Annotated in this window: 23 protein-coding genes; 10 read left to right on the plus strand and 13 right to left on the minus strand. The window is 72.5% G+C overall.

Annotated features, from left to right (window positions below):
• Positions 1–77: 77 nt before the first annotated feature.
• A complete protein-coding gene (locus AC07DO_RS08210; RefSeq protein ID WP_479057833.1) occupies positions 78–704 on the minus strand; it encodes a YigZ family protein in 627 nt (208 codons plus the stop codon).
• 160 nt (positions 705–864) lie between these two features.
• Between AC07DO_RS08210 and AC07DO_RS08215 the strand changes: the two genes are divergently transcribed.
• A complete protein-coding gene (locus AC07DO_RS08215) occupies positions 865–1,518 on the plus strand; it encodes a 4'-phosphopantetheinyl transferase family protein (RefSeq protein WP_479057834.1) in 654 nt (217 codons plus the stop codon).
• Positions 1,519–2,163: 645 nt separating this feature from the next.
• On the opposite strand, the gene AC07DO_RS08220 is transcribed toward AC07DO_RS08215, so the two are convergent.
• The 3 genes from AC07DO_RS08220 to AC07DO_RS08230 all read right to left on the minus strand — a co-directional run bounded on the left by AC07DO_RS08220 (position 2,164) and on the right by AC07DO_RS08230 (position 6,060).
• On the minus strand, positions 2,164–3,801 hold the full coding sequence (locus AC07DO_RS08220) for an amidohydrolase (protein ID WP_479057835.1): 1,638 nt from the start codon (positions 3,799–3,801) through the stop codon (positions 2,164–2,166).
• 46 nt (positions 3,802–3,847) lie between these two features.
• Complete coding sequence (locus AC07DO_RS08225; RefSeq protein WP_479057836.1) at positions 3,848–5,320, minus strand: APC family permease; 1,473 nt, start codon at positions 5,318–5,320, stop codon at positions 3,848–3,850.
• Positions 5,321–5,382: 62 nt separating this feature from the next.
• Positions 5,383–6,060 carry a thiaminase II/PqqC family protein gene (locus AC07DO_RS08230; RefSeq protein WP_479057837.1) on the minus strand — a complete coding sequence of 226 codons (678 nt, stop codon included), beginning with the start codon at positions 6,058–6,060 and terminating at the stop codon, positions 5,383–5,385.
• Positions 6,061–6,210: 150 nt separating this feature from the next.
• Here AC07DO_RS08230 and AC07DO_RS08235 point away from each other — a divergent pair, with 150 nt between their 5' ends.
• Positions 6,211–6,666, plus strand: a complete 456-nt coding sequence (locus AC07DO_RS08235) for a tellurite resistance TerB family protein (RefSeq protein ID WP_150164242.1) — start codon at positions 6,211–6,213, stop codon at positions 6,664–6,666.
• Positions 6,667–6,714: 48 nt separating this feature from the next.
• Here AC07DO_RS08235 and AC07DO_RS08240 read toward each other — a convergent pair whose 3' ends face one another.
• Both AC07DO_RS08240 and AC07DO_RS08245 read right to left on the minus strand, forming a co-directional pair.
• Complete coding sequence (locus AC07DO_RS08240) at positions 6,715–7,647, minus strand: M56 family metallopeptidase (protein ID WP_479057838.1); 933 nt, start codon at positions 7,645–7,647, stop codon at positions 6,715–6,717.
• 23 nt (positions 7,648–7,670) lie between these two features.
• On the minus strand, positions 7,671–8,105 hold the full coding sequence (locus AC07DO_RS08245) for a BlaI/MecI/CopY family transcriptional regulator (protein ID WP_479057839.1): 435 nt from the start codon (positions 8,103–8,105) through the stop codon (positions 7,671–7,673).
• A 160-nt stretch (positions 8,106–8,265) separates the two neighbouring features.
• On the opposite strand from AC07DO_RS08245, the gene AC07DO_RS08250 reads away from it, so the two are divergent.
• Positions 8,266–8,841, plus strand: coding sequence for a TerD family protein (locus AC07DO_RS08250; protein WP_150182060.1), 576 nt, complete (start codon positions 8,266–8,268; stop codon positions 8,839–8,841).
• A gap of 51 nt (positions 8,842–8,892) precedes the next feature.
• A complete protein-coding gene (locus AC07DO_RS08255) occupies positions 8,893–9,300 on the plus strand; it encodes a CoA-binding protein (RefSeq protein ID WP_479057840.1) in 408 nt (135 codons plus the stop codon).
• A gap of 25 nt (positions 9,301–9,325) precedes the next feature.
• On the opposite strand, the gene AC07DO_RS08260 is transcribed toward AC07DO_RS08255, so the two are convergent.
• A complete protein-coding gene (locus tag AC07DO_RS08260) occupies positions 9,326–10,387 on the minus strand; it encodes a PucR family transcriptional regulator (protein ID WP_479057841.1) in 1,062 nt (353 codons plus the stop codon).
• Between the two features lie 255 nt (positions 10,388–10,642).
• On the opposite strand from AC07DO_RS08260, the gene AC07DO_RS08265 reads away from it, so the two are divergent.
• The 5 genes from AC07DO_RS08265 to AC07DO_RS08285 all read left to right on the plus strand — a co-directional run bounded on the left by AC07DO_RS08265 (position 10,643) and on the right by AC07DO_RS08285 (position 18,166).
• On the plus strand, positions 10,643–11,512 hold the full coding sequence (locus AC07DO_RS08265) for an AAA family ATPase (RefSeq protein ID WP_479057842.1): 870 nt from the start codon (positions 10,643–10,645) through the stop codon (positions 11,510–11,512).
• Between the two features lie 50 nt (positions 11,513–11,562).
• Positions 11,563–12,969 (plus strand): VWA domain-containing protein, encoded by a 1,407-nt coding sequence (locus AC07DO_RS08270; RefSeq protein WP_479058565.1) that lies wholly within the window; start codon positions 11,563–11,565, stop codon positions 12,967–12,969.
• Positions 12,970–13,064: 95 nt separating this feature from the next.
• Entirely contained in the window at positions 13,065–14,390 is a 1,326-nt protein-coding gene (locus AC07DO_RS08275) for an ATP-grasp domain-containing protein (protein ID WP_479057843.1), read from the plus strand.
• 76 nt (positions 14,391–14,466) lie between these two features.
• Positions 14,467–16,491 (plus strand): CocE/NonD family hydrolase, encoded by a 2,025-nt coding sequence (locus tag AC07DO_RS08280; protein ID WP_479057844.1) that lies wholly within the window; start codon positions 14,467–14,469, stop codon positions 16,489–16,491.
• A gap of 130 nt (positions 16,492–16,621) precedes the next feature.
• The gene (locus AC07DO_RS08285) at positions 16,622–18,166 is read left to right on the plus strand and encodes an FAD-dependent oxidoreductase (protein WP_479058567.1); all 1,545 of its coding nucleotides are present in this window, start codon (positions 16,622–16,624) and stop codon (positions 18,164–18,166) included.
• Here AC07DO_RS08285 and AC07DO_RS08290 read toward each other — a convergent pair.
• The 6 genes from AC07DO_RS08290 to AC07DO_RS08315 are packed head-to-tail and all read right to left on the minus strand — an operon-like array spanning position 18,161 to position 24,615.
• The gene (locus AC07DO_RS08290) at positions 18,161–19,390 is read right to left on the minus strand and encodes a carboxylesterase family protein (protein WP_479057845.1); all 1,230 of its coding nucleotides are present in this window, start codon (positions 19,388–19,390) and stop codon (positions 18,161–18,163) included. The two genes, AC07DO_RS08285 and AC07DO_RS08290, sit on opposite strands and share 6 nt — an antisense overlap.
• Positions 19,391–19,404: 14 nt before the next feature.
• Entirely contained in the window at positions 19,405–19,779 is a 375-nt protein-coding gene (locus AC07DO_RS08295) for a VOC family protein (RefSeq protein WP_479057846.1), read from the minus strand.
• Positions 19,780–19,795: 16 nt separating this feature from the next.
• Positions 19,796–20,956, minus strand: coding sequence for an XdhC family protein (locus AC07DO_RS08300; protein ID WP_479057847.1), 1,161 nt, complete (start codon positions 20,954–20,956; stop codon positions 19,796–19,798).
• Positions 20,949–23,087 carry a xanthine dehydrogenase family protein molybdopterin-binding subunit gene (locus AC07DO_RS08305; RefSeq protein WP_479057848.1) on the minus strand — a complete coding sequence of 713 codons (2,139 nt, stop codon included), beginning with the start codon at positions 23,085–23,087 and terminating at the stop codon, positions 20,949–20,951. The genes AC07DO_RS08300 and AC07DO_RS08305 overlap by 8 nt, the downstream gene beginning before the upstream one ends.
• Positions 23,084–24,076: an FAD binding domain-containing protein gene (locus AC07DO_RS08310; protein ID WP_479057849.1), complete on the minus strand. Its 993-nt coding sequence runs from the start codon at positions 24,074–24,076 to the stop codon at positions 23,084–23,086. The genes AC07DO_RS08305 and AC07DO_RS08310 overlap by 4 nt, the downstream gene beginning before the upstream one ends.
• Positions 24,073–24,615 carry a 2Fe-2S iron-sulfur cluster-binding protein gene (locus AC07DO_RS08315; protein ID WP_479057850.1) on the minus strand — a complete coding sequence of 181 codons (543 nt, stop codon included), beginning with the start codon at positions 24,613–24,615 and terminating at the stop codon, positions 24,073–24,075. Before AC07DO_RS08315 ends, AC07DO_RS08310 begins: the two co-directional genes overlap by 4 nt.
• A gap of 275 nt (positions 24,616–24,890) precedes the next feature.
• Between AC07DO_RS08315 and AC07DO_RS08320 the strand changes: the two genes are divergently transcribed.
• Positions 24,891–25,481, plus strand: coding sequence for a TetR/AcrR family transcriptional regulator (locus AC07DO_RS08320; RefSeq protein ID WP_479057851.1), 591 nt, complete (start codon positions 24,891–24,893; stop codon positions 25,479–25,481).
• The last annotated feature ends 177 nt before the right edge of the window (positions 25,482–25,658 follow it).

Raw genomic sequence — 25,658 nt, forward strand, 5'->3', positions numbered from 1 at the left:
CGCCGCCGCTCCAGACCCCTCGCGGCCCTCGTACGGGGCCGCCGTCTCCCCGCGCACCCGCGCCGGTTCCACCCGACTCAGGCATCCCCGTACGCCTCTCCCCCGAGCTCCAGCACGGCACTGCCGGCGGTGGCGTCCGCGAGCCAGCCGCGGAAGGCCTCCACATCGGCGTCGGGCAGGCCGATCTCGATCGTGACGGCGTCGCCGTAGCGGACGTCGCGCACCTCGCGGCCCGCCGCCCGCAGATCGTTCTGGACCTTGCCCGCGCGCTGGTGGTCGACCGTGACGGTGGCGAGGCGGAAACGGCGGCGGGTGACCGTGCCGAGTGTGTCGAGCGCCTCGCCGACCGATCCTCCGTAGGCGCGGATGAGTCCCCCGGCGCCGAGCTTGACCCCTCCGTAGTAGCGGGTCACGACCGCGGCGACGTAGCGCATGTCGCGGCGCATCAGCATCTGGAGCATCGGGGCGCCCGCGGTGCCGCCGGGCTCGCCGTCGTCGCTCGCCTTCTGCACGGCCGCGTCGGCCCCGATCACGTACGCGAAGCAGTTGTGGCTCGCGGTCGGGTGCTCCTTGCGGATGCGCGCGACGAATTCCTGGGCCTCCCGCTCGGTGGCCGCGGGTGCCAGGGCGCACAGGAAGCGCGAGCGGTTGATCTCGGTCTCGTGCACGCCCTCGCGGGCCACTGTGCGGTACTCGTCCTGCATCACGCCAGCGTAGGCGCTCGCCGGAGGTCGTCCGCACCCGGGAGGGCGGCCGGGTGGCGTGGGCCACAGCCCGCACTCGTGTGCGGGTCACCCGGTACCGTGATCTCCCGTGACGTCACCTTCGATACCCGCGCGCCAAGTCCCGGATCCTGCGGGACCCTTGGCCACTCTGCTCGCCGGCGTGCCCGTCACCGTGGTCGAGACCCACGTCGACCCGGCCGACGCCGTCCTCTTCCCGGAGGAGGAGGCGGTGGTCGCCAACGCGGTGGACAAACGGCGCAACGAGTTCAGGACCGTGCGGCACTGTGCCCGCACCGCGCTGGCCCGCATCGGCGTACCGCCCGCGCCGATCCTGCCGGGACACCGGGGCGCCCCCGGCTGGCCGGACGGCGTCGTCGGCAGCATGACGCACTGCGCCGGGTACCGCGCGGCGGTCGTCGCCCGCGCGGGCGAGGTGACCTCCGTCGGCATCGACGCCGAGCCGGGCGAGCCGCTGCGCGACCCCGACGTCCTGAACCTGGTCGCCGACGAGACGGAGCGTGCCGTGCTGGCCTCGCTCGGCACGCGGCAGCCGACCACGCCCTGGGACCGGCTGCTGTTCAGCGCGAAGGAGTCCGTCTACAAGACGTGGTTCCCGCTGACCGGGCGCTGGCTCGGCTTCGAGGACGCCCGGGTGGAACTCGCCGCGGACGGAACGTTCACCGCTCGGCTGCTGGTCGAGGGGCCCGTGGTGGCGGGCGTCGAACTGAAGGGGTTCTCCGGACGGTGGATCGTGCGGAACGGAATCGCCGCCACGGCCATCGTGCTGCGCTGACTCGGGGCGCCCCGGCCGCTTGCTCTTCCGGGCGGCCGGGTCCCTTGCTCATCCGGGCGGCCGGGTCACTTGCCCTTCCCGGCGGCCGGGTCACTTGCCCTTCCCGGCGATCGGAGCGCCCACCTACCAGAGCGGGGGCCCTCACTCACCCAGACGACCGGGCCACTCGCTCACCCGAGCGACCGGGTCACTTGCTCATCCGGGCGGCCGCAGCGCTCGCCTACCAGAGCGGGAGCGCCCGCTCACCCAGACGACCCGGCCACTCACCCTTCCCGGGCGACCCGTGTCCCTTGCCCTTCCCGGCGACCGGAGCGCCCACCTACCAGAGCGGGGGTCCTCACTCACCCGAGCGGCCAAGCCACTCGCTCATCCGGGCGGCCGGGTCACTGGCTCATCCGGATGGTCGGCGCGCTCGCCTACCAGGGCGGGGCCCTCACTCACCCAGGCGACCGGGCCACTCGCTCACCCGAGCGACCGGGTCACTTGCCCTTCCCAGCGGCCGGGGCACTCGCCTACCAAGGCGGGGGCGCCCGCTCACTCGGGCGGGAGCGCCCGCTCGCCCAGGCGACCCGGCCACTCGCTCATCCAGCGGCCGGGTCATTTACTCATCCATCCGCCGGGGCGCTCGCTCATCCGGACAGCCGGTCACTCGCTCCGGTCCCTGTACGTGGGGCGTCCGCTCAGCCACGTGCCGAGCACGCGCGTGTGGCGGATTTCCATCGGGTCGGCCGTGCGGGGGTCGGTGGAGAGCAGGACCAGGTCGGCGGGGGCGCCCGGGACGAGGGCGAGGCGGTCGTCGGCGCCCGCCTGGTGGGCGACGCCGGCCGTGGCGGCCGTCAGCGCCTGGTCGACGGTGAGCCGCTGGTGCGGGAGCCAGCCCTCTGCGGGCTCGCCCGTGAACGTACGCCTGGTGACGGCGACTTGAATACCCTCCAGCGGTACGTGTGAGCTGACCGGCCAGTCGCTGCCGAAGGACAGCCGTACACCGCTCCGCGCCAGCTCTCCCATCGGGTACTGCAACGCGGCTCGCTCCGCGCCGATGCGCGGAACGGACAGCTCGGTCTGGAGCGGGTCCGGCTGCGCCCACAGGGGCTCGAAGTTGGCGATGACGCCCAGTTCGGCGAAGCGCGGCAGGTCGGCGGGGTCGACGATCTGGACGTGGGTGATCACCGGCCGCCGGTCCCAGGCAGGGTTGGCGGCGATCGCGGACTCGACGGCGTCGAGCGCCGCACGGACTCCGGCGTCGCCGATGGCGTGGATGTGCGTCTGGAAGCCGTCGGCGTCGAAGGCCCGCACGGCTTCGGCGAGGGCGCTGGGCTCCCACACCGGCATGCCGCAGCTGTGCGGGGCATCCACGTAGGGGGCCAGCATGGCGGCCGTACCGCCCTCGACGACGCCGTCGCTGAAGTACTTCACCGTCCGCGCGGTGAGCAGTTCCCCGCCTTCGGCCGCCACGCGCGTGCGGGTCGCCGCGAACGGTTCGCGCTGCTCGCGCCAGCGGTCGGGATCGGCGCGCTGGGCCAGGTCGACACGGAGGACGAGGGCCCCGCGCCGGACGGCGGCGAGGTAGGCGTCCGCCGCCTCCGGTTCGACCCAGGCGTCCTGGGCCCAGGTGATGCCCGCGCGCGCGTACGCGTGGCCGGCGCGCCGGATCGCCTCCACGAGCTCGTCCTCGTCCCGCGCGGGCACCTGGTCGAGCACGAGGTCGCAGGCGTGCCATTCGCGCAGGGTGCCGAGCGGGCTGCCGTCCGCGCGGCGCACGATCCGGCCGAGGCGCGGCTCCGGAGTCGCCTCCGTCACTCCGGCCCTGCGCAGCGCCTCGGTGTTGCACCACACGGTGTGGTAATCGTGGGCACGCAGGACGACGGGCCGGTCGGGCACCGCGGCGTCGAGCCGACGCGCGTCGAACTCGCCGCCGGGCGCGAGCGCGGGGTCGTAGGAGGCGCCGACGATCCACTTCGCCTCAGGGTGCCGCCGCGCCCACCGTCCGACTTCGGCGACGATCGCGTCGACGGAGTCCAGCTCCTTGATCTGCGGCCCAAAACTCTCCAGGCCGCCGAAGAGCGGGTGGGCATGCCCGTCTCCGAAGGCGGCCATCAGCAGTCCGTCGCCGATGTCGACGACTTCGTCGGCGGTGGGGGCGAGGGCGCGGGCCTCGTCGCCGAGCGCGAGGACGCGGCCGCCGCGGACGGCGAGGGCGGTGGTCGTGCCGGTCGTCGTGGCGGTGGTGACGCTCCCGGTGCGGACCGCGCCGAGGAAGACGAGAGTCGCTGCTGCCGTCATGCTGTCGCTGCCTCCTTGGAAACGGGAACCAGGAACCGGGAAACGTTCACGCGCGTTCGGCGTCCACCGTCGTCAGCCGCGCGTACGCCGCAGGTGCGCGCCGCCTCATCCGCAACGCCACCCCCGCCCCCACCACGAACAACAGCGGCAACGGAGCGATCAGGGCCACGTTGACACCCCTGGACGCCCCGGTGAGCAGGTCGAGGTCGGCGCAGACCAGGACGATCATGACGATGAGCCCCGCGCAGGCCAGCAGGGGTGCGGCGACCACGCGCCAGGACGGCACGCCTCGCCGGTCGCGGCGGAAGAACCCGTACACGGCGAGCGCCGCGAGTGCCTGCAGCAGCATCACTCCGAGGATGCCGGTGCCGCTGCTCCACAGGAAGGTGACGGTGTACGGATCGGCCCCGCCGAGCATCGTCACGACGATCACGGCGAGCGCGACGGCCGACTGCGTGAGCACCGCGACGGCCGGCGCCCGCGTCTTCGACGACACCGTGCCGAGCCGGGCGGGCAGCAGACCTTCCCTGCCCAGGGCGTAGAAGTAGCGGGCGGCGCCGTTGTGGAAGGCCAGCGTGGCGGCGAAGGCGCTGGTGATGATCAGCACGTGCATGGAGTCGGCGGCCCATGCGCCGGCGAACCGTTCGGTGGCGGAGAACACCATGTCGGCGCCGCCGTCCCCGGAGGCGACGGCTTGAGCGCGGTCGGACCCGTACGCGTTGATGATCATCCAGATGGTGAAGGTGTAGAAGAGGGCGAGGAACGTCACCGCCGCATAGGTGGCCCGGGGCACGGTCCGCTCGGGCTGCCGCGCCTCCTCCGCGTAGATCGCCGTCGCCTCGAAGCCGATGAACGCTCCTATGGCCAGGACGAACATGCCGCCGACGCCCGGCTCCCCGAGCCCGGCGGGCGAGAGCGTGCCGAAGTCGAGCCCCTGCGGGCCGCCCCCGTCCGCGAGGACACCCGCTTCGAAGACGAAGAGCACGAGGACTTCCAGGACGAGCGCGACACCGAGGATCCTGGCGCTGAGCGTGACCCGCAGGTAGCCGAGCACGCCGATGGCGACGAGGCCCGCGGTCGCCCAGATCCACCAGGCCACGCGGACACCGGTGAGGTCCTCGAAGCCGGATTCGGTGAACCACCCGAAGGCGGCGAGCAGTCCGACCTCGATGGAGTTGTACGCGACGAGGGCGACGTACGCGGAACCTGCTCCCGCGGGACGCCCGAGCCCCCGTCCGATGTACGCGTAGAACGCTCCGGCGTTGCGCACGAACCGGCTCATGGCGGTGAACCCCGCGGCGAAGACGACGAGGAGCAGTCCGGAGAGGAGATAGCCGAGCGGCGCCGCGTCGCCCGCCATGCCGATGGCCAGTGGGGCCACACCCGCCATCACGGTGAGCGGGGCGGCGGCCGCCACGACGAAGAAGACTAGGTCGCCGGTGCCGATGGCACCGCCGCTGAGGCCGTCAGCACCGGCGGGCGCGGCGGAGGCGGGTTGGGACGAGGTGGGTGCGGTCACGCGCGTACTCCCAAAGCTGAACCCCTTGGCCCGGGTTGCCAGGACCGTACTGTGCGGGGGGATCATCTGGGAAGAGCGGACCGCTCCGCGAGAGTCGTCCAGAACATGTCCTCGTAGTGCGCGAGGAGACGGCCGAATCGCAGATGAGCCGCCGTGACCCGGTCCCGGTCGAGGCCCGCCCGTACCGCGGCGAGGGCCTGCCGGTCGAGGTCCGGGGCCGGCTCCGCGAACAGGTCGAAGAAGCCGCACGCCTCGTCGTCGAAGTTGTAATGGTCGCGCAGTCCACGCGCGACCGTGGCACAGGACTGGCCCCAGGCGGCGAAGTTGGCGGTGAGGGCGAGGACGACGTCGGCCGGTTCGCCGTTCAGGGCGAGCCAGGCGACGTACGCCGGGTAGGCCTGGCACCCGGGGTGCGGTTCGTACGTCGACGCCTCGGTCTTGCTCACTCCGCACGCCTCGAACAGCGGGTCGAGCCGTTCCCTCGCGAGGCTCTCCCCGTCGGCGACGGTTTCGAAGAAGGCGGCCGATTCCAGGTCCTTCGACTCGGTGGCCCGCCGGGCCAGGTGCTGGAAGGAACGCCGGTCCGCGGGGATCAGATGCCGCTGCTCCAGCGCGAGGAGCGCGACCGTCCGCAGCTCCGCCCGGCCGTCGGCGATGCACGGCACGACCGGGTTCCTGTCCGGGTCGGGGGCGAGGCGGGCTGCCGTGGTCCGCAGGAGTTCTTGTGCCGTCGGAGTCATCACGCGCACCTTCCGCTGGGCGGGAACTTCTCGGCCCGACTGCTAGTTTCTACTCTGCTGTAGAAACTGGCGGGGACCCGGACCTGCGCGCAGCGTACCGGGGACTTGTCCAACACCCCTGATACATCGATACGTTTATGGAGTGCCCCCATGGCCCTGTGGGACCGCGTCAAGGAATCCGCATCGACGATGCAGACCCAGCTGATGGCGAAGAAGAACGACCTCAAGAGCGGAGCCTTCCGCGACGCGAGCATGGCGATGTGCGCACTGGTGGCGGCGGCCGACGGCACCGTCGACCCGTCCGAGCGCCAGCGTGTGGCGCAGCTGATCGGCACGAACGAAGTGCTGCAGAACTTCCCCGCGGACGACCTGCGCCGCCGCTTCGACGAGTACGTGGACAAGCTGACCGCCGACTTCGCGTTCGGCAAGGTGAGCGTGCTCCAGGAGGTCGCCAAGGCGAAGAAGAAGCCGGCCGAGGCCCGCGCGGTCATCCAGATCGGCATCGTCATCGGCGGCGCCGACGGCGACTTCGACAAGGACGAGCAGGCCGTCGTGCGCGAGGCGTGCTTCGCGCTGGACCTGCCGCCGCACGAGTTCGACCTCTAGTCGTGCCGGTGGACCGCCCGCACCGGGGCGGTCCACCGCGGCCGGTCGTCAGAGCGGTGTCGCCGCCCGCAGGATGAGGACCATCGTGACGGCGGCGTTCGCCGAGGACATCGCGGACACGGCGGTGCCGAACGCGGCGGACCACAGGGCGAGCCCCACCCCCGTGAACACGGAGGGCCGGGTGGCGGTGGACGGGGCCGGGGCGAGGAGCGCGGCGACGCGGCGCGGCACGGGACCCGGCGCCGCGAGCCCCGCCAGGGTCGGCGCGGGCGCGCTCCGCGAGACCAGTGCGGCCTTGCCGATCGCCCGGGCGACGACCCGGCGGTCCCGCACCGCGCGGGCCGCCGCCTCGTCGGCCCAGCGCTCCGCGGCGAAGGCGACGGAGGTGCGCAGCGGCCACAGGAAGGGGTTGGCGCGAGCGGCGAGCTGTGTGACGAGCAGATGGCGGTGGTGCCGCGCCGACAGGTGCGCCCGCTCGTGGGCGAACAGCGCGCGGCGCTCCGGGGCGGCGAGCCGGGACAGCATCCCGGTGGTCACGACGACACGGCCGCCGCGGCGCGAGGGCAGGGCGTAGGCGTACGACGCCTCGTCGACGACGACCGCGACGGAGCCGCCGCGCAGCCCTTCGAGAGCACGGCGCCCGCGGCGGCGCACCGTGACGTGCCGCCAGAGCGTGCGCAGGCCGGCCGCGCACACGACGAGCAGCGCGGGGATCGCGACCTTCCCGGCCACCTCGTCGTAGGGAACGGCCGCGCGCACCTCGGGGTCGGACCACCCGTCCGGCAGCGGGTTGCCGGGCAGCTGGGCGGTGCCGACGACCATCAGCAGGGCGAGGCAGAGCGTGCTGCACAGCGCCATCACCCCGGCGACGGCGGTGAGGAGCCGCGTCGCGGTGCGCGGGTGGAGGTGCTGCTCGGCGAGGCGGGCGATCGGCCACGCGGTCAGCGGCAGCACGAGCGGCAGGAAGACGAAGACGCCCATCAGCGGATAACCCCCATCAGGCGTCAGTCGTCGGCCTCGGCGCCGGCTTGTCCGAGCAGGTCGCGCAGGAGCTGCTCGTCGTCGGGGGTGAGCGTCGTGACGAAGCTGGCGAGCACGGCCTCGCGGTCGCTCTCGCCGTCGAGCACCTTGCGCATGCGGAAGGCGGCGAGCCCGGCCTCGTCCGACGCGGGCGTCCACGCGAAGGAGCGGCCCGCGCGCTCGCGGGTGACGACGTCCTTCGCGAGGAGACGGGTGAGGATCGTCATGACGGTGGTGTACGCGAGGTCGCCGCCGAGCCGCTCCTGCACCCAGGCCGCGCTGACCGGTCCGCGCGCGGTGTGCAGCGCGGCGAGCACCTGTGACTCCAGCTCGCCCTGCGCGCGTCGGCGCAGCCGCGGCTGCCGCTCGCCGTGCGCGTCGCGCTCGCCGTGCGGATCGTGCTCGTCGTGGTGCGTCATGCCCGCGATCCCTCCAGCCTCTCTGTACTCCTCGGCGGACGGGGAGCGCCCTATGGTAACGGGGCGCCACCGCACCACCCACTTCTACACTCCTGTAGATTTCAGTGAGTCAGATCCAGATCGACAACCCGATCCAGAACTCGGACCGTAGGAGGACATCGTGGGAGTTTCGCTGGCCAAGGGCGGCAACGTCTCGCTCAGCAAGGAGGCCCCGGGCCTCACCGCCGTCGTGGTCGGCCTGGGCTGGGACGTCCGCACCACGACCGGCACGGACTACGACCTCGACGCCAGTGCCCTGCTCTGCGACGAGTCCGGCAAGGTCGTCTCCGACCAGCACTTCGTCTTCTACAACAACCTGACGAGCCCCGACGGTTCGGTCGAGCACACCGGAGACAACCTCACCGGTGAGGGCGAGGGCGACGACGAGGCCGTGAAGGTGAACCTGGCGCAGGTGCCCGCGGACATCTCGAAGATCGTCTTCCCGGTGTCGATCCACGACGCCGAGAACCGCGGCCAGAGCTTCGGGCAGGTCCGCAACGCGTTCATCCGCGTGGTGAACCAGGCGGACAACGTGGAGATCGCGCGCTACGACCTGTCGGAGGACGCCTCCACGGAGACCGCCATGGTCTTCGGCGAGCTCTACCGGCACGGTGCGGAGTGGAAATTCCGTGCGGTCGGCCAGGGTTATGCGAGTGGGCTGCGCGGCATCGCGTCGGACTTCGGCGTGAACGTCTGACCCGGGCACAGCCCTGACGGCATCCCGCCGCGACACACGAGGAGGCAGGCCATGTACGGCGACGACGAGACGGTGCGCAGGATCCTGACGGAGCTCGGCGACACCTGGGCCGTCGTGGGTCTGTCGAACAACCGGGACCGGGCGGCGTTCCGTGTCGCGTCGGTCCTGCAGCACTTCGGCAAGCGCGTGGTGCCCGTCCACCCCAAGGCCGAGACGGTCCACGGCGAGCAGGGGTACACGTCCCTGTCCGCCGTGCCGTTCCCGGTCGACGTGGTGGACGTGTTCGTCAACAGCTCGCTGGCGGGCCCGGTCGCCGACGACGCGGTCGCCGCCGGTGCGCGGGCGGTCTGGTTCCAGCTGGGCGTGATCGACGAGGCGGCGTACGACAGGACGCGCGCGGCGGGCCTGGACATGGTCATGGACCGCTGCCCGGCCATCGAGATCCCGCGCCTGGGCTGAAACCGGCCGGGCTTGAACGGCTGGGCTAGAACGGCTGGTCGGGCCAGTCGAGCAGGCGGGCACCGATCACCGCGGTCTGGAGCGTGTAGCGGTGCACGGGGTCGGCCGGATTGACGCCGGTGAGCCGGTGAATGCGCTCGAGGCGGTACGTCAGGGCGCGCACGCTCAGCGAGAGACGACGGGCCGCCTCCGCCGCGACACAGCCCGAGTCGAAGAACGCGGTGAGCGTGTCGATGAGGGGCTGCGCGCCGCCCCGGGCCTGCCGCAGCGGGCCGAGCGTATGGACCACCAGATCGGCCATGGCCTGCCGGTCGCGGGTCAGCACGGGGTAGACCAGCAGGTCGGCGGCGTGCAGCACGGGTTCGTCGAGCTCGAGCCGCTCCGCCAGGTCCAGGGCGTTGAGCGCTTCCTCGTACGACTGGACGACACCGCCGGGGCCCGGCTGCGGTCGGCCGATGACGACGCGGGCGCCGTCGATGGCGGCGTACGCGTGCTTGGCGAAGAAGGCGAGGACCTCGCCCTGGTCACCGGGGGCGATGCACACCAGCCGGCCCTCCTTCGTCGTGAGCAGGACGCTGCGGTCACCGAACCGGCCGACGAGGGCGGCCTCCACCTCGCGCGGCACGGCGTCCCCCTCCTCGTAGCCGCGCGGGCCCTGGGCGACGGCGACCGCGTGTTCGTAGGAGAGACGCAGCCCGAAGCGTTCGGCACGTTCGGCGAGCCTGCCGAGGTCGCTGCGTCCGTGGAGCAGGTCGTCGACGAACTCCCGCCGGGCGGCCTCCTGTTGGCGCACCGCCAGGCGCTGCGCCCGTTCGTACCCTTCGGCGAGGGCGTCCACGGCCTGTTCGACGGCGGCAAGGACACGGTCGGCGGGGGCGCCCCCGGCGGCGGGCCAGTGGGCGCGGGTCGCCGAGAGGTGCGCGCCCACCAGCGCCCGCAGCCCGAGCCCCGCTTCCGCGGCCCGCTCCCCCAGCGCGCGCCGCGAGTCCAGTTCGTCCCGGGTCAGCCGCCGTCCGGTCGCCGCCGCGGCGGCCAGGATCCGGTCATAGCCGTCGAGATAGGCCTCGGGTATGCCGTGCCCTGCCATGTCCGCCCCCGGCTTCCTGGTGAACCGATGCCACCGTGATGAAACATTTGCCGCCTTTCTAACCCATAGTGCGTTCCGACCGGTAACCGGCTGCCGTGCGGAGCTCCGGCGGCGAGGAGCTCCGCACGGCAGGGAGTGACGTTCGACGCAAACGGTGTCCGTCCGTTGTGGAGGGGCGTCCCGACCTGATCGGCTACGAGGGACCGGGACCCGGGGACGGCACCGGTGGAGCCGTAGAGCACAGGAGAACTCCGCATGACGACCGGGTACTTCACGTCCGTCGACGACGTCGCCGCACGCCTGGCCACCACCGGCTATCTGGCCTCGCCCGCCGTCGCCACCACCGTGTTCCTCGCGGACCGGCTCGGCAAGCCGCTCCTGGTGGAGGGGCCCGCGGGGGTCGGCAAGACGGAGCTTGCGAAAGCCGTCGCCGCGGTCGCCGACGCGCGGCTCGTGCGGCTCCAGTGCTACGAGGGCGTCGACGAGTCCCGCGCCCTGTACGAGTGGAACCACGCCAAGCAGTTGCTGCGCATCACCGCGGGCCGCGACGAGTCGTGGGACGAGACGCGCACCGACATCTTCAGCGAGGAGTTCCTGCTCCCGCGGCCGTTGCTGACCGCGATCCGCGGCGCCGAGCCGAAGGTCCTGCTGATCGACGAGACGGACAAGGCCGACGTCGAGGTCGAGGGTCTCCTCCTTGAGGTCCTGAGCGACTTCCAGGTCACGGTGCCGGAGCTGGGCACGATCAGTGCGGAGTGCCGTCCGTTCGTCGTCCTCACCTCCAACGCGAGCCGCGAGCTGTCCGAGGCGCTGCGTCGCCGCTGCCTCTTCCTCCACATCGGCTTTCCCGAGGAGGAGTTGGAGCGTCGCATCGTCCGGATGAAGGTGCCCGGTCTCGACGAGGCGCTCGCCGCCTCGGTGGTGCGGGTGGTCGGCGCGCTGCGCGCGATGGACCTGCGGAAGGTGCCGTCGGTCGCGGAGACCATCGACTGGGCGAGGACGCTGCTCGCGCTCGGCGCGGACACTCTGGAAGAGGCCGTCGTGCGCGACAGCCTCGGTGTCGTGCTCAAGCATCAGGACGACGTGCTGAAGGCCGCGGCCAAGCTGGATCTGGACACGGTGTGACGGCGCCGCTCGACGGTCCGCCCCTTTCCTCCGCCGCCTCCTCCGACGGGATCACCGGGCGGCTCACCGGGCTGGTCAAGACACTCCGGTCGCACGGCCTGCGCATCGGACCCGGCGAGACCGTCGACGCCGCGGCCGCCCTGGAGGCGCTCGGTCTCGCCGACAGGGAGCGGGTCAGGGAAGGGCTCGCCGCCGCGCTGCTGCACCGGGAGAGCCAGCGTGCGGTCTTCGACCCCGTCTTCGATCTGTACTTTCCGGCGGGTGTCGGCGCGCCGGTACGCGGTGACGCAGACCGGGACGCGCTGCGCGAACGGCTCGTCGCCGCGCTCGCCGCGGACGACCAGGCCCTCCTCGCACAGCTGGCGGGCGAGGCCGTCGACGGCTTCGGCGGGTACGGCTCGTCCTCCCGGGGCGGGGACTCCGCAGGAGGGGGCTCCGCCGGTAGGAGCTCCGGTCAGGGAGGGGACGGCTGGTCCTCGTACCAGACGCTGAGCAGACTGCGGCCGGAGACGCTGCTCGCGCGCGTGCTCGCCGCCCTCCGCGCGGAATCGGCCGGACAGGAGACGGCGCAGGCCGCCTTCACCGACCGCCTGCTGGCCGACGAGGTCCGGCGCCGCATCGAGGGCTTCCGCGAGCGCGTACGGACCGAGGCGCGCCGCCGGGTCGCCGAGCGGCGCGGCACCGAGGAGATCGCCCGCCGCGCCGTGGCCACCACCGCCGACCGCGTCGATTTCCTCCTCGCGGGCCGCGGACAGCTGGACGAACTCCGTCGGGCGGTGCATCCGCTCGCCCGGAAGCTCGCGACGCGGCTCGCCGCCCGGCGCCGCAGGGCCGCGCACGGCAGCATCGACCTGCGGCGCACCCTGCGCGGTTCGCTGTCGACGGGCGGTGTGCCGATGCGTCCGGTGCTGCGGCGCCGCCGTCCCGCACGCCCCGAGCTGATCCTGCTCTGCGACGTCTCCGGGTCGGTCGCCGGCTTCGCGAACTTCACCATGCTGCTGGTCCAGGCCCTGCACGACCAGTTCAGCAAGGTGCGGGTGTTCGCGTTCGTCAACCGGGTCGACGAGGTGACGGGACTGCTCGGGCACGGCAGCGCCGACCCGGCGGGCCTCGGCGCCCGCATCCTGGGCGAGGCGACGGTGACGGGGTGGCACGGCAGCAGCGACTACGGCACGTCCCTGGGCGAGTTCGCCGAGCGGTACGCCGACGCGGTCGGCCCGCGCTCCACGGTCTTCGTCCTCGGCGACGCCCGCACGAACATGAGCGACCCCAACCTCCCCGCCCTGCGGCACATCGCCGAACGGGCCCGCCGGGTGTACTGGCTCAACCCCGAGGCGCGCCGACAGTGGTCGACCGGCGACTCGGCGGCGTACGCGTACGCCGGACTCGTCGAGATGCACGAGTGCCGCACCGCGCAGCAGCTCAGCGCGCTCATCGCGCGGCTGCTGCCGGTCTGAGCTCCGACCGCGCCATCGCGGCGATCACCTCCCTGACGTGTGTCTTTACCGCCCTTGGGTACTCGGCGGCTTCCACTGCGACAGGAGGACAATTCGTGACCGCACACTCACAGGCCCAGCCGAAGAACGTCTTCGTGATCGGCCTCGACGACGCGAACCTGCCCACGCTGAGCAGCGTCCCCGACGCGGAGTCCTACCGCTTCCACCCGCTGCTCACCGTCGAGGAGCTGCAGGGCGGCGAGGTCTCCGTACCGGCACTGCTCGAAAAGGCGCAGGGCATCCTCGACTCGTTCGACGGCAGCATCGACGCGATCGTCGGCTACTGGGACTTCCCCGTCAGCACGCTCGTGGCGATACTCGGCGACCGCTACGGCACGCGCAGCACCAGCCTGGAGTCGGTCGTCAAGTGTGAGCACAAGTACTGGAGCAGGCTGGAGCAGCAGAAGGTCATCGACGAGCACCCGCGCTTCGGCCGGGTCGACCTGGACGCGGACGAGCCGCGGCCGCCCGAGGGCGTGCGGTTCCCGATGTGGCTGAAGCCCGCGCTGTCCTATTCCTCGGAGCTGGCGTACAGCGTGCGGGACGAGGACGAGTTCCGTGAGGCCTGCGCCCGGATCAAGGCCGGGATCAGCCGGGTCGGCCGCCCCTTCGAACACATATTGCGGCAGGTGGACCTGCCCCCCGAGATGGAGGGCGTCGGTGCCGAGGTGTGCCTCGCGGAGGAGGCGCTCTCGGGCGTCCAGGTCGCCGTGGAGGGATACGTCCACCGGGGCGAGGTGACCATCTACGGGGTCCTCGACTCCATCAACTACCCCGACTCCTCCTGCTTCCTGCGCCATCAGTACCCCTCCGCCCTGCCGGGGCCCGTGGTACAGCGCCTGCACGACGTGTCGGAGCGGGTGATGCGGCAGATCGGCATGGACGCGGCGACCTTCAGCATCGAGTACTTCTACGACCCGAGCACGGACGCCATCAACCTCCTGGAGATCAACCCGAGGCACTCACAGGCTCACGCGGAGCTCTTTGCGTACGTCGACGGGGTCCCCAACCACCACTGCATGGTCAGTCTCGCCTTCGACGAGGACCCCGCGCTCCCCCACCGCGCGGGCCCCTACAAGGCAGCGGCCAAGTGGTACTACCGGTGGTTCGCCGACGGCGTGTCGCACCAGGTGCCGACGCCCGAGGAGATCGAGCGGATCGAGCACGACATCCCGGGCGTGAGCGTCGACGTGCTCGCCGAGGAGGGCAGGAAGCTCTCCGAGGTCACCCACCAGGACAGCTACAGCTTCGAGCTGGCCCACATCAGCACCGGCGGCGACAGCGAGCAGGATCTGCGCCGCAAGTACGACCAGTGCGTCGCCGCGCTGGGGCTGGTCTTCGACGACACCGAGCCCGGCGGCCGCGACCTCAAGAACGACTAGACCGGCCCGCACCGGCAACCAGAACAGAACCCGCCCTCCCCCGGCGGGAAAGCGACCGAGAGGACGGCCCTCCCCCATGCGTTACGTGGGCAATCTCCCGTACGCGACGAAAGAAGAAGAACACGTCGTCATCCCCCTGTCCGACGGCGTCCGGCTGTCGGCCCGCATCTGGCGTCCCACCTGCTCGGACGACGATCCGGTGCCCGCGGTCCTGGAGTACATCCCGTACCGCAAACGCGACCTGAGCTCGCAGCGCGACTCGATCCACCACCCGTACATCGCGGGGCACGGGTACGCGTGCGTGCGCGTCGATCTGCGCGGCACCGGCGAGTCCGAGGGCGTGCTCACCGACGAGTACCTGGAGCAGGAGCAGACGGACGCCGAGGAGGTGCTCGCCTGGCTGGCGGAGCAGCCCTGGTGCGACGGCTCCACGGGCATGATGGGCATCTCCTGGGGTGCCTTCGCCGCCCTTCAGGTCGCGGCCCGGCGGCCGCCGAGCCTGCGCGCCGTCGTCCTCTCCTCGTTCACCGACGACCGCTACGCCGACGACATGCACTACATGGGCGGCGCGATGCTGTCGGACAACCTCGCCGAGGCGGGCACCATGTTCGCCTACGCGACCTGCCCGCCGGACCCGGCGGTCGTCGGCGACCGCTGGCGGGACATGTGGCAGGAACGGCTGGACCACGCCAAGCCGTGGGTCCTGGAGTGGCTGCGCCACCAGCGCCGCGACGCGTACTGGCGGCACGCCTCGGTCTGCGAGGACTACCGGAGCGTCCAGTGCCCCGTCCTCGCCTCCAGCGGCTGGGCGGACGGCTACTCCAACGCCGTGACCCGGCTCCTGGCCCACCTCGACGTGCCGCGCAAGGGCCTCATCGGACCGTGGTCCCACAAGTACCCGCACCTGGGCGAGCCCGGCCCCGCCATCGGCTACCTGCAAGAGGTGGTGCGGTGGTGGGACCACTGGCTCAAGGGTGAGGACAACGGTGTGATGGAGGGCCCGATGCTGCGGGCCTGGATGCAGGAGAGCGTGCCGCCCTCCACCTCCTACGAGGAGCGGCCCGGGCGCTGGGTCGGTGAGCCCGACTGGCCTTCCCCGCACATCGAGCACGTGAGCCACCCGTTGGCGCGGCACCGCATCCTGAGGGCGGGCGAGGCGGAGACGGGCGAGGCCATGACCGTGCAGTCGCCGCTCTCCGTGGGCCAGTTCGCGGGAAAGTGGGCCTCCTACAACGCGCCGCCGGACCTGCCCTACGACCAGCGCGAGGAGGACGGCGGCTCGCTCGTCTTCGACTCGCCCGAGCTGACCGAGACGGTGGAGATCCTCGGTTCGCCGGCCGTCGAACTCGATCTGTCGGTCAGTGAGCCGGTGGCCACGGTCGCCGCCCGGATCTCCGACGTCGCCCCCGACGGCCGTGCCACCCGGGTGACGTACGGCGTCCTCAACCTGACGCACAGGGACGGCACGGGCGAACCCGAACCGCTCGAACCGGGGCGCCGCTACCGCGCGACGCTCCAGCTCAACGGCGTCGCCCAGTCGTTCCCGCCCGGCCACCGGATCCGGCTCTCGCTGTCGACGTCCTACTGGCCGCTGGCCTGGCCGCCGCCGCGTCCCGTGCTGCTCAGCGTGTACGAGGGGTCCAGCGCGCTGCGCCTGCCGGTGCGCCCGACGGCGGAACCGGACAACGCGCCCCAGCGGCCGTTCGGCGAGCCCGAGGGCACCGAACCGCTCGCCACCACCCAGCTGTCCCCTCCTGAGCAGCGCTGGGAGGTCAAGCGTGACCTGGTCGGGTACGACTCCTCCCTGGAGATCGTCAAGGACCGGGGCACCGTGCGCTACGACGAGATCGGGCTCGACGTCGGATGCCGTGCCTTCGAGCGGTACACGGCCACCGGCGACGACTTCACGTCGGTGGGCGGCGAGTCCGACTGGACCATGCGGTTCCGGCGGGACGAGTGGGACGTGAGCGTGCGGACCCGGACGACACTCAGGTGCGACGAGGACCACTTCTTCGTCGACGCGACCCTGGACGGCTACGAGGGCGAACGCCGCGTCTTCTCCCGCACCTGGAACGAGACGCTGCCGCGCGACTGGCTCTGATCCGCGCGGGCGGGAGTGCCGTGACGGCGGCGCGGCGGCCGGGTTTGGCACCGGGTCCGGAGGAGACTCGGGCCACGGACGCCGACATCCTGGAGGCCGCTGTGTACGCCGTCACGGAGCCCGCATGAACATGAAGACGCCCGGCCCGCTGCCGGGGCGACCCGAGTCGTACTGGATGGAGACCAGCGCGTCGACGTCCCATCCGTCGCTCGCCGAGGACATCGAGGTGGACGTCGCCGTGGTCGGCGGCGGTGTCGCGGGTCTCAGCACGGCCTGGGAGCTGGCGCGTGACGGGCGGTCGGTCGCCGTCCTCGAGGCCGACCGCATCGCCGCCGGCGTCACCGGCAACACCACCGCCAAGCTGACCGCTCTGCACTCCCTGGTCTACGACCGGCTGCGCCGCACCCGCGGCCCGGAGGGCGCCCGCCTCTACGCGGAGTCGCAGCAGCAGGCGGTGGAACACGTGGCGGCGATCAGCGCCGAGCTCGGCATCGACTGCGAGCTGGAGCGCGCGCCCGCCTACACGTACACCACGCGGGCCGACCGCACCGAGGAGCTGCGGGCCGAGGCCGCGGCGGCCCGGGAGGCCGGGCTCGCCGCCTCGTACACGGACGAGACCGGGCTGCCGTTCCCCGTGGCGGGCGCGGTGCGCGTCGAGGACCAGGCGCAGTTCCATCCCCGGGCGTATCTGCTGGCGCTCGCCGAGGATCTGCGGGCGCGGGGCGGTGTCATCCATGAGCGGACCCGGGTCACCAAGCTGCGCGACGGCTCTCCCTGCTCCGTGACGACCGAGGGCGGGCACACCGTCACCGCGCGGTCCGTCGTCATCGCCACGCACTACCCGGTCTTCGACCGCGCCCTGCTGTTCGCCCGGCTCTCTCCGCGGCGCGAACTGGTCGTCGCGGCGCCGCTGGCCGCCGGGGAGGACCCGGGCGGCATGTACATCACGCAGGAGGAGGGCAAGCGGTCGGTGCGGACCGCGCCCTACGGCGGCGACGGCGGGCGTCTCCTCATCGTCACGGGTGACAGTTTCACCCCCGGCACGGGCGACCCCTCCGCCGGTTTCGTGGCCCTGGACACGTGGATGCGGGAGCGCTTCGACGTCGGCGCGACGGCCTACCGGTGGGCGGCGCAGGACAACGACGTGACGGACGGCGTGCCGATGGTCGGGCCCTTCCACCCCGGTTCCCGGCACACCTACGTGGCGACGGGGTTCGGCGGCTGGGGCATGAGCGGCGGCGTCATGGCGGGGCAGCTGCTCGCCCGGCTCATCGCCGGGGAGAAGTCCTCGTGGGCCGAGCTGTACGACCCGCGGCGGCTGTGGAGCACGGTGCGGGAGATGCCCTCCCTGCTGAGCCAGCAGGCCGAGGTCGCCAAGCACTTCGTCGGGGACCGGCTCCGCACGACCCACGTCGACTCCGTCGACGACATCCCGGTGGGCGCCGGGGCCGTGGTCCGCGTCGAGGGGCGCCGTTGCGCGGTGCACCGTGACGGGTCCGGCACCCTGCACGCCGTCTCCGCCCGCTGCACCCACCTGGGGTGTCTGGTCGCGTTCAACGAGGCGGAGACGACGTGGGAGTGCCCCTGCCACGGCTCGCGTTTCGCCACCGACGGCTCGGTGCTCCAGGGCCCCGCGACCCGTCCCCTGGAGCCGCGGGAACTTCCGGAGTCATGAGGGGCGGGGCACAGGACCGGCCGTGAGGGGCGCGGGCAGGGTGTCGAAGGTTCCGGTCCTGGCGAAGGCGAGCCATGCGGAGCGCAGGGCCCTGCCGAGCCTCCCGATCTCCTCGAGCGGTGCGGTGCCCAGCATCGGCGCCGACCGCCAGGCGTCGTGGGTGCCGAAGAGCAGCGGCAGTTCGAGGCAGTGGGCCGCCCCTAAGGGGGACCCGGCGGGACGCCAGTCGATGCGGTACGCGTGGACCCGGGCGCCGACCCGGGCCAGCCGCTCGCCGTAGCGCGTGAGCGGCTCCTCGTACACCTCGCGGGTGCGCACGGCCGGGTCGTCGTCCTCGCCCGCGAAGACGGTCATGTCGTCGGCGTTCCAGCCGTACAGGACGTCGAGTCCTCGGACGCCGTCGTCGAGCGGGCCGCCGGGAGCGGGGACGCGGCCGACGCCCTCGACCGGAACGAAGGCGGGTTCCATGCGGCGGCCCGCGGTGCGCAGGTGGAAACGGGCCGTCTCGCCCTGCGCGGCGAGGATCGCGGGGATGTCGGCCGTGCGCGGGTCGGCGCCGAGCGCGTCGGCGAAGTACCGGCCCAGAGCGAGGGACTCCTCCGCGGGCCGGGCGGTGATCTCCAGCGGCGCGCTCTGGAGGATCGCCCGGCGGAACAGGCCGCGCGCCTCGGGCAGTTCCATCAGGAGGCGTACGGAGATACCACCGGCGGACTGTCCCAGCACCGTGACGTCCGCCGGGTCGCCGCCGTACTCGGCGATGTGCGCGTGGACCCAGCGCAACGCCTCCACCTGGTCGTACAGACCGAGGTTGCCCTCACTCACTCCGTCGAGGAGGAGGTAACCGAGCGCTCCCAGACGGTAGTTGACGCCGACCACCACCACGTCGCCCTCGGCGGCGAGGACCCCTCCGTCGTACCAGTCCATGAGGCCCGCGCCGCTGCTGAAGCCGCCGCCGTGCAGCCACACGAGCACAGGCCTGGCCCCCGCGTCCCGTGCCGGGGTGGCGATGGACAGGTTCAGGCAGTCCTCGCCCTGGGGGTGGATGTCCGAAGGCGGACCCATGACGAAGTCGAGCCTGGAGGGCGGCTGCGGACCGATCTCACCGGAGGCGGGGCGCGGGTCGTCGTCCGGTACGGGCCGGGGCCGCCCGAAGCGTTCCGCGGTGGCATAGCGGATCGGTCCCGTACGGAGCACTCCCGTACGGGCCGTGATCGTGTCGGTCACGTGACCGCCCCTCTCTAGCCCCGGTAGTTCGTGCGTCCCTCGTCGTCGAGGTCGATGGGCCCGTCGGGGATGATGCAGAACTCGTTACCCTCCGGGTCGGCCATGACGAGGAAGCCGCCGTCGTCGTACCCCTCCAGCCTGCGCCCGCCGAGCGCCTCGACGCGCCGCTGCTCGGCGGCGAAGTCGGACGCGGCGAGGTCGAGGTGCACGCGGTTCTTCACCGTCTTGCGCTCGTCGACCCGCTGGATGCCCAGGACCGTGCCGTTCTCGCGCCGCAGCCAGATGTAGGGGCCCGTGCGGCCCGCGATCGGCCAGTCGAGCAGCTCGGACCAGAAGGCGGCGACCGGCTCGGGGTCGGTGGCGTCGATGATGAAGGCTTTGATCTCCATGGTTGATCCTCCCGAATCAGACCAGGGCGTCGGCCCGCGGCGGAGCACCGGGCGTGTCGTGGTGGATCGGTGTCCGCGCCCCGGTCAGCGGGCGGCCCGTGCCGCCCTGGCGTACCGCGACGATCTCCGCCGCGATGGACAGGGCCGTCTCCTCGGGTGTGCGGGCGCCGAGGTCGAGGCCGATCGGCGAGCGGAGCCGGGCCAGTTCGGCCTCGGTGACGCCCTCGTCGCGCAGCCTGCGGTTGCGGTCCTCGTGGGTGCGGCGCGAGCCCATGGCGCCGACGAACGCGACGGGCAGCCGCAGGGCCGCCGCGAGCAGCGGCACGTCGAACTTGGCGTCGTGGGTGAGGACGCACAGGACGGTGCGGGCGTCCGTCCCGGTGCGGCGGAGGTAGCGGTGCGGCCACTCGATCACGATGTCGTCGGCGTCCGGGAAGCGGTCCCGGGTGGCGAAGACGGGGCGGGCGTCGCAGACCGTCACGTGATAGCCGAGGAACTTGCCCACGCGGACCAGAGCGGCCGCGAAGTCGACGGCACCGAAGACGATCATCCGGGGCGGTGGCTGGCTCGACTCGACCAGGACCGTCACGGCGGTGCCGCAGTGCGCGCCGCTCTCGGAGACGACGAACTCCCCGGTGCGGCCCGCCGCGAGGAGGGCGCGGCTCTCCCCCACGGCGGTGCGGTCCAGGTCCGGGTGGCCGCCCAGGGTTCCTTCATCCGTCCCGGCATCGGTCCCGGCCGGGCTCACCAGGAGCGGTCGGCCGAGGAGTTCGGCAGGGCCCCGGAAGACCCGGGCAAGGGCCGTGGCCTCGCCGCGCGCGGCGGCCGACAGGGCGGCGGCGAACACCGCCCTGTCGGGTGAGCCCACGGCGACCGGGGCGACCAGGACCTCGATGACACCACCGCAGGTGAGTCCGACCGCGAAGGCGTCGTCGTCGCTGTACCCGAACCGTTCGACGACGGCTTCGCCCTGGTCGAGGGCCTGGAGGCACAGGTCGTAGACCGCTCCCTCCACGCAGCCGCCGGAGACCGAGCCGATGACGGTTCCCTCGCCGTCGACGGCCAGCGCGGCGCCGGGACCGCGCGGTGCGCTGCCGCCGACGCTCACGACGGTGGCGACCGCGAAGTCCCGGCCCTCCTCGATCCAGCGGTTCAGGTCGGAGGCGATGTCAAGCACGATGCTCTTCCCCGGGTACGGTTCCCGCCCGCAGGACGCGGTCGGGGCGGATCGGCAGGGACCGGTGGCGGACGCCGGTCGCGTGCCGGACCGCGTTGGCGATGGCCGCCGCGGCGCCCACGATGCCGATCTCGCCGACGCCCTTGATGCCGACGGGGTCGTCCGCGTCCGGGTCGTCGACCCAGTCCGCCTCGATGGGCGGCACGTCGGCGTGCGAGGCGATGTGGTAGCCGGCGAGGTCGGGGCCGACCAGGCCGCCCGTCGCGGGGTCCCTGACGGCCTCTTCGTGCAGCGCCATCGACAGGCCCCAGGTCATGCCGCCGATCAGCTGGCTGCGTGCGGTGAGCGGGTTGACGATGCGGCCCGCGGCGAAGATGCCGAGCATGCGCCGTACGCGCACCTCGCCGGTGGTGACGTCCACGGCGACCTCGGCGAACTGCGCGCCGAACGCGTGCCGTTCCCGCTGCGCGAGGGCGCCGATGACGTCGCTGGTGTCCGACCGCGCGGTGAGGCCGTCCGGCGGGATGTCGCCGCCGGGCACCAGCTTCTCCCGCAGTTCGCGCGCGGCGAGCGTGACCGCCCAGCCCCAGGACCGCGTACCCATGGAGCCGCCCGCGATCATCGCGGGGCCGAAGTCGCTGTCGGCAATGCGGACGCGGACCCGGTCCGTCGGCACTTCGAGGGCGTCCGCGGCGATCAGGGTGAGGGCGGTCCGCGCGCCGGTGCCGACGTCCGCGGCGGTGATGCGCACGGTGAAGGTCCCGTCGGCCTCCGCCGTCACCGCGGCCGTGCTCGGGGCGACGAGCACGGGGAAGGTGGACGCGGCGGTGCCGGTTCCCAGGAGCCAGCGTCCTTCGCGGCGCACTCCCGGGCGCGGGTCGCGGTCCGCCCAGCCGAACCTGCGGGCACCCTCCTCGAAACAGGCGAGCAGGTTGCGGCTGCTGAACGGCAGCCCGGACACGGGGCCCACGGCCGGTTCGTTGCGGGCCCGCAGCGCGATCGGGTCCACACCGCACTTCTCGGCGAGTTCGTCGAGCGCGGACTCCACGGCGAAGGAGCCGGGCGCCTCGCCCGGCGCGCGCACCCACGTCGGCGTCGGCACGTCGAGGCGCACGAGACGGTTGACGGTGTGGTGCGCGTCGGCCGCGTACATGGCCCGTCCGAATCCGGCGCTCTCCTCGACGAACTCGTGGACGGTCGACGACAGGCTCTGCCCCTGGTGGTCGAAGGCGAGGAGCCGCCCGTCCGGGTCGGCGCCGAGCCGTACGCGTTGCGTGGTGGGGCTGCGGTAGCCGATCAGCGAGAACATCTGACGGCGTGTCATGACGACGCGGACGGGCCGGTCGAGCACGGTCGCCGCCATCGCGGCGAGCACCTGGTGGGCCCGGGGGCCCTTGGATCCGAAGGCGCCGCCGACGTGCTCCGAACGCACCCGTACCGAGGACGGGTCGAGGGAGAAGAGCCTCGCCAGCTCGTCCGCGATCCAGGTGCTGCCCTGGTTGGAGTCGACGACCTCCAGCCGCCCGTCGTCCCAGCGTGCCGTCGCGGCGTGCGGTTCCATCGCGCTGTGGTGCTCTTCGGGCGTCGTGTACTCGGCGTCCACGACGTGCGCGGACGCGCCGAGCCGGGACTCCAGGTCGCCCACCGCCGTGCGCATCCCGTCGCCGTCCGGTGTGTACGTCCCCGGGCGTCCGGCGGAGAAGGCGACGTCGTGCGGCTCCTGGTCGTAGTGGACCACGAGGGCTTCGGCGGCCTCCCTCGCCTGTTCGGACGTCTCGGCGACGACCAGCGCCACCGGCCAGCCCACGAAGGGCACCCGGTCGTTCTGGAGGGCCCCGACGACCGGGTCCGGCTTCCCGAGCATGCCGACGTAGTCCGCGTCGACCCGCGGCGCGTTGCCGTGGTGGAGCACGGCGAGGACGCCGGGCATCGCGAGGACGGGTGCGTCGTCGACCGAACGGATCCGGCCGCGGGCGATGGTGGACAGGACCAGCCAGCCGTGGGCGAGGTCGGTGAACGGGATCTCTCCGGCGTAGCGGGCCGCTCCGGTGACCTTGTCGTGGCCTTCGACGCGGGTGTGTGCGGTGCCGACGGCGCCCGTCACCGCGGTGGTTGCGGTGGTCGTGGTCATCGGGCGGCCTCCTCGGTGAGTTCGGACAGCACGGCCACGACGAGGTTGCGCGTCAGCGTCACCTTGTAGCCGTTGTCGGGCAGCGGGCGGGCGGCGGCCAGTTCGGCGTCGGCCGCGGCGGCGAAGGCCTCGGCGGTCGCCGGGCCGCCGGTCAGCGCCTGTTCGGCCGCCCGGGCGCGCCACGGTCGGGACGCGACCGCGCCGATGCCGATGCGTACGTCCCGTACGACACCGTCCTGCACGTCGAGGGCGGCGGCGATCGAGCCGATGGCGAACGCGTAGGAGGCGCGCTCGCGCACCTTGCGGTAGCGGGAGAGCGCGGCTACGGGGGCGGGCGGCAGCGTCACGTGGGTGATCAGCGCGCCGGACGGCAGCGCGGTCTCCAGGTGCGGGGTGTCGCCCACGGGCAGGTAGAACTCGGTGATCGGCAACGCGCCGGGGCCTTCGGCGGTTTCGTAGTGGACGACCGCGTCGAAGGCGGTGAGGGCCACGCCCATGTCGGAGGGGTGGACGGCCACGCAGTGCTCGGTGGCGCCGAGGATCGCGTGGTTGTGGTGCTCGCCGCCGACGGCCGAGCAGCCGCTGCCGGGCTCGCGCTTGTTGCAGGGCTTGGAGAGGTCCGTGAAGTAGCCGCAGCGGGTGCGCTGGAGCAGGTTCCCGCCGACGGTCGCCATGTTGCGCAGCTGTCCGGAGGCGCCGGCGAGGACGGCCTGTGCCAGTGCGGGGTAGCGGCGGCGTACGTCGGGGTGGGCGGCGAGGTCGCTGTTGGTGACGGTCGCGCCGACGCGCAGCCCGCCGTCCTCGGTGGTCTCGACCGTGTCCAGGGGCAGTTCGCGTACGTCGACGAGGAGCGCGGGCCGCTCGACGCCGGTCTTCATCAGGTCGACGAGGTTGGTGCCGCCACCGAGGTAGCGGGCGTCGGGGTCGGTGCCGAGCACGGCGACCGCGCCGGACACGTCGTACACCCGCTGGTAGCCGAAGTCCCTCATGCTGCTCCCTCTTCCGCGCGGGCGGCCTCGGCGACGGCCTGCACGATCGACACGTACGCGCCGCAGCGGCACAGGTTGCCGCTCATCCGCTCGCGGATCTCCTCGGCGGTGAGCTCGGGCACGCCCGCTTCGGGGCGCACGTCGGCGGTGGCGGCGCTCGGCCAGCCCGCCGCGTGCTCCTCGATCGCGCCGAGGGCGGAACAGATCTGTCCCGGCGTGCAGTAGCCGCACTGGAAGCCGTCGCGGTCGAGGAAGGCCTGCTGGACGGGGTGCAGCCGGTCGCCGTCCGCGACCCCCTCGATGGTGGTGATCTCACGGCCTTCGGAGGCGACCGCGAGGGTGAGGCAGGAGACGGCCCTGCGGCCGTCGATCAGTACCGTGCAGGCCCCGCACTGGCCTTGGTCGCACCCCTTCTTGGTGCCGGTGAGATCGAGCCGCTCGCGCAGTGCGTCGAGCAGGGTGGTGCGGTGGTCGACGGACAGTGTGTGCTTCTCACCGTTGATGTTCAGGGTGACGGCACTGGACGTCGATGGAGCCATGAGCAGCCTTCTTTCGCGAATCGCGTCGAACGAGGCGGTCCCGGCCGGAAGATCGGGATGAGCTCGGGGAGATCGGGGGCAGATGGCGCTGTACAGGAGGAGGAAGACGTCGCCGCTTCGGCGGCAGGGGTCGCCCGTGGGTGTGGCTGCGGTATGGTGAGCCTAAGTGGACAGCTGTCCGCTCACCGTCGAACTTAGCGGACAGTTGTCCGCTCAGCAAGGCATCCTCAAGCCGTGCCGCACGGAACAGGCCATGACGCGCCGAAGGAGAGCGAATGGGTGAGCACAAGACCCCGCCCCTGCGCTCGGACGCGCAGCGCAACCGCGAGCGGATCCTCGAAGTGGCCCTGGCGGAGCTGACGTTGGCGAGTGACGCGCCGCTCAGCGTGATCGCCAAGAAGGCGGGCGTCGGGCAGGGCACGTTCTACCGCAACTTCCCGAACCGCGAGTCCCTCGTCCTCGAGGTGTACCGCTACGAGGTGCAGCAGGTCTCCGACGCCGCCTGCCAGTTGCTGGCGACCCGGGCACCCGACCGTGCCCTGCGGGAGTGGATGGACCGCCTCGTCCGGTACGCGATGGCCAAGGCGGGTCTCGCCGAGGCGATCCGCAAGGCCACGAGCACGCTCGGCAGCCTGGCCGGGGTCGGCCCCGGCCCGCTGACCGAGGCCGTCGGCCACCTGCTGCGGGCGAACGAGGAGGCCGGAACCATTCGGCCGGGGGTGACCCCCGACGACTTCCTGCTCGCCATCGCGGGTCTCTGGCACATCGACCCGCACAGCGACTGGGAGTCCCGGGCCGGCCGGCTGATGGACCTCGTCATGGACGGACTGCGCGCCGGGGCACCCGGCGGCCCCGAACGCGGCTAAGGCCTCTTTTCCGCAGGGCGGATAATGCGCGGCGCATGACGCATGGAGCAATAGCCGCCCGCAAACAAATGCTCGAACAAGCAGCAGAGTCACCGCGGCCGAACAGGGGCCGGTTCATCAAATTCCGCTAGAGCCGAGCATGAGCGCACTCCTGCGCCGTGTCCGTTTTCGTGCGGT

The sequence above is a fragment of the Streptomyces sp. NPDC045678 genome, from assembly GCF_056432085.1.

Coding starts and splice junctions, on each gene's coding strand:
- AC07DO_RS08220 (WP_479057835.1), bottom strand. CDS start 3,801: ATGACGGCAGCAGCGACTCTCGTCTTCCTCGGCGCGGTCCGCACCGGG.
- AC07DO_RS08235 (WP_150164242.1), top strand. CDS start 6,211: ATGGCCCTGTGGGACCGCGTCAAGGAATCCGCATCGACGATGCAGACC.
- AC07DO_RS08210 (WP_479057833.1), bottom strand. CDS start 704: ATGCAGGACGAGTACCGCACAGTGGCCCGCGAGGGCGTGCACGAGACC.
- AC07DO_RS08255 (WP_479057840.1), top strand. CDS start 8,893: ATGTACGGCGACGACGAGACGGTGCGCAGGATCCTGACGGAGCTCGGC.
- AC07DO_RS08265 (WP_479057842.1), top strand. CDS start 10,643: ATGACGACCGGGTACTTCACGTCCGTCGACGACGTCGCCGCACGCCTG.
- AC07DO_RS08310 (WP_479057849.1), bottom strand. CDS start 24,076: ATGAGGGACTTCGGCTACCAGCGGGTGTACGACGTGTCCGGCGCGGTC.
- AC07DO_RS08230 (WP_479057837.1), bottom strand. CDS start 6,060: ATGACTCCGACGGCACAAGAACTCCTGCGGACCACGGCAGCCCGCCTC.
- AC07DO_RS08280 (WP_479057844.1), top strand. CDS start 14,467: ATGCGTTACGTGGGCAATCTCCCGTACGCGACGAAAGAAGAAGAACAC.
- AC07DO_RS08285 (WP_479058567.1), top strand. CDS start 16,622: ATGAAGACGCCCGGCCCGCTGCCGGGGCGACCCGAGTCGTACTGGATG.
- AC07DO_RS08260 (WP_479057841.1), bottom strand. CDS start 10,387: ATGGCAGGGCACGGCATACCCGAGGCCTATCTCGACGGCTATGACCGG.
- AC07DO_RS08305 (WP_479057848.1), bottom strand. CDS start 23,087: ATGACCACGACCACCGCAACCACCGCGGTGACGGGCGCCGTCGGCACC.
- AC07DO_RS08315 (WP_479057850.1), bottom strand. CDS start 24,615: ATGGCTCCATCGACGTCCAGTGCCGTCACCCTGAACATCAACGGTGAG.
- AC07DO_RS08295 (WP_479057846.1), bottom strand. CDS start 19,779: ATGGAGATCAAAGCCTTCATCATCGACGCCACCGACCCCGAGCCGGTC.
- AC07DO_RS08245 (WP_479057839.1), bottom strand. CDS start 8,105: ATGACGCACCACGACGAGCACGATCCGCACGGCGAGCGCGACGCGCAC.
- AC07DO_RS08240 (WP_479057838.1), bottom strand. CDS start 7,647: ATGGGCGTCTTCGTCTTCCTGCCGCTCGTGCTGCCGCTGACCGCGTGG.
- AC07DO_RS08320 (WP_479057851.1), top strand. CDS start 24,891: ATGGGTGAGCACAAGACCCCGCCCCTGCGCTCGGACGCGCAGCGCAAC.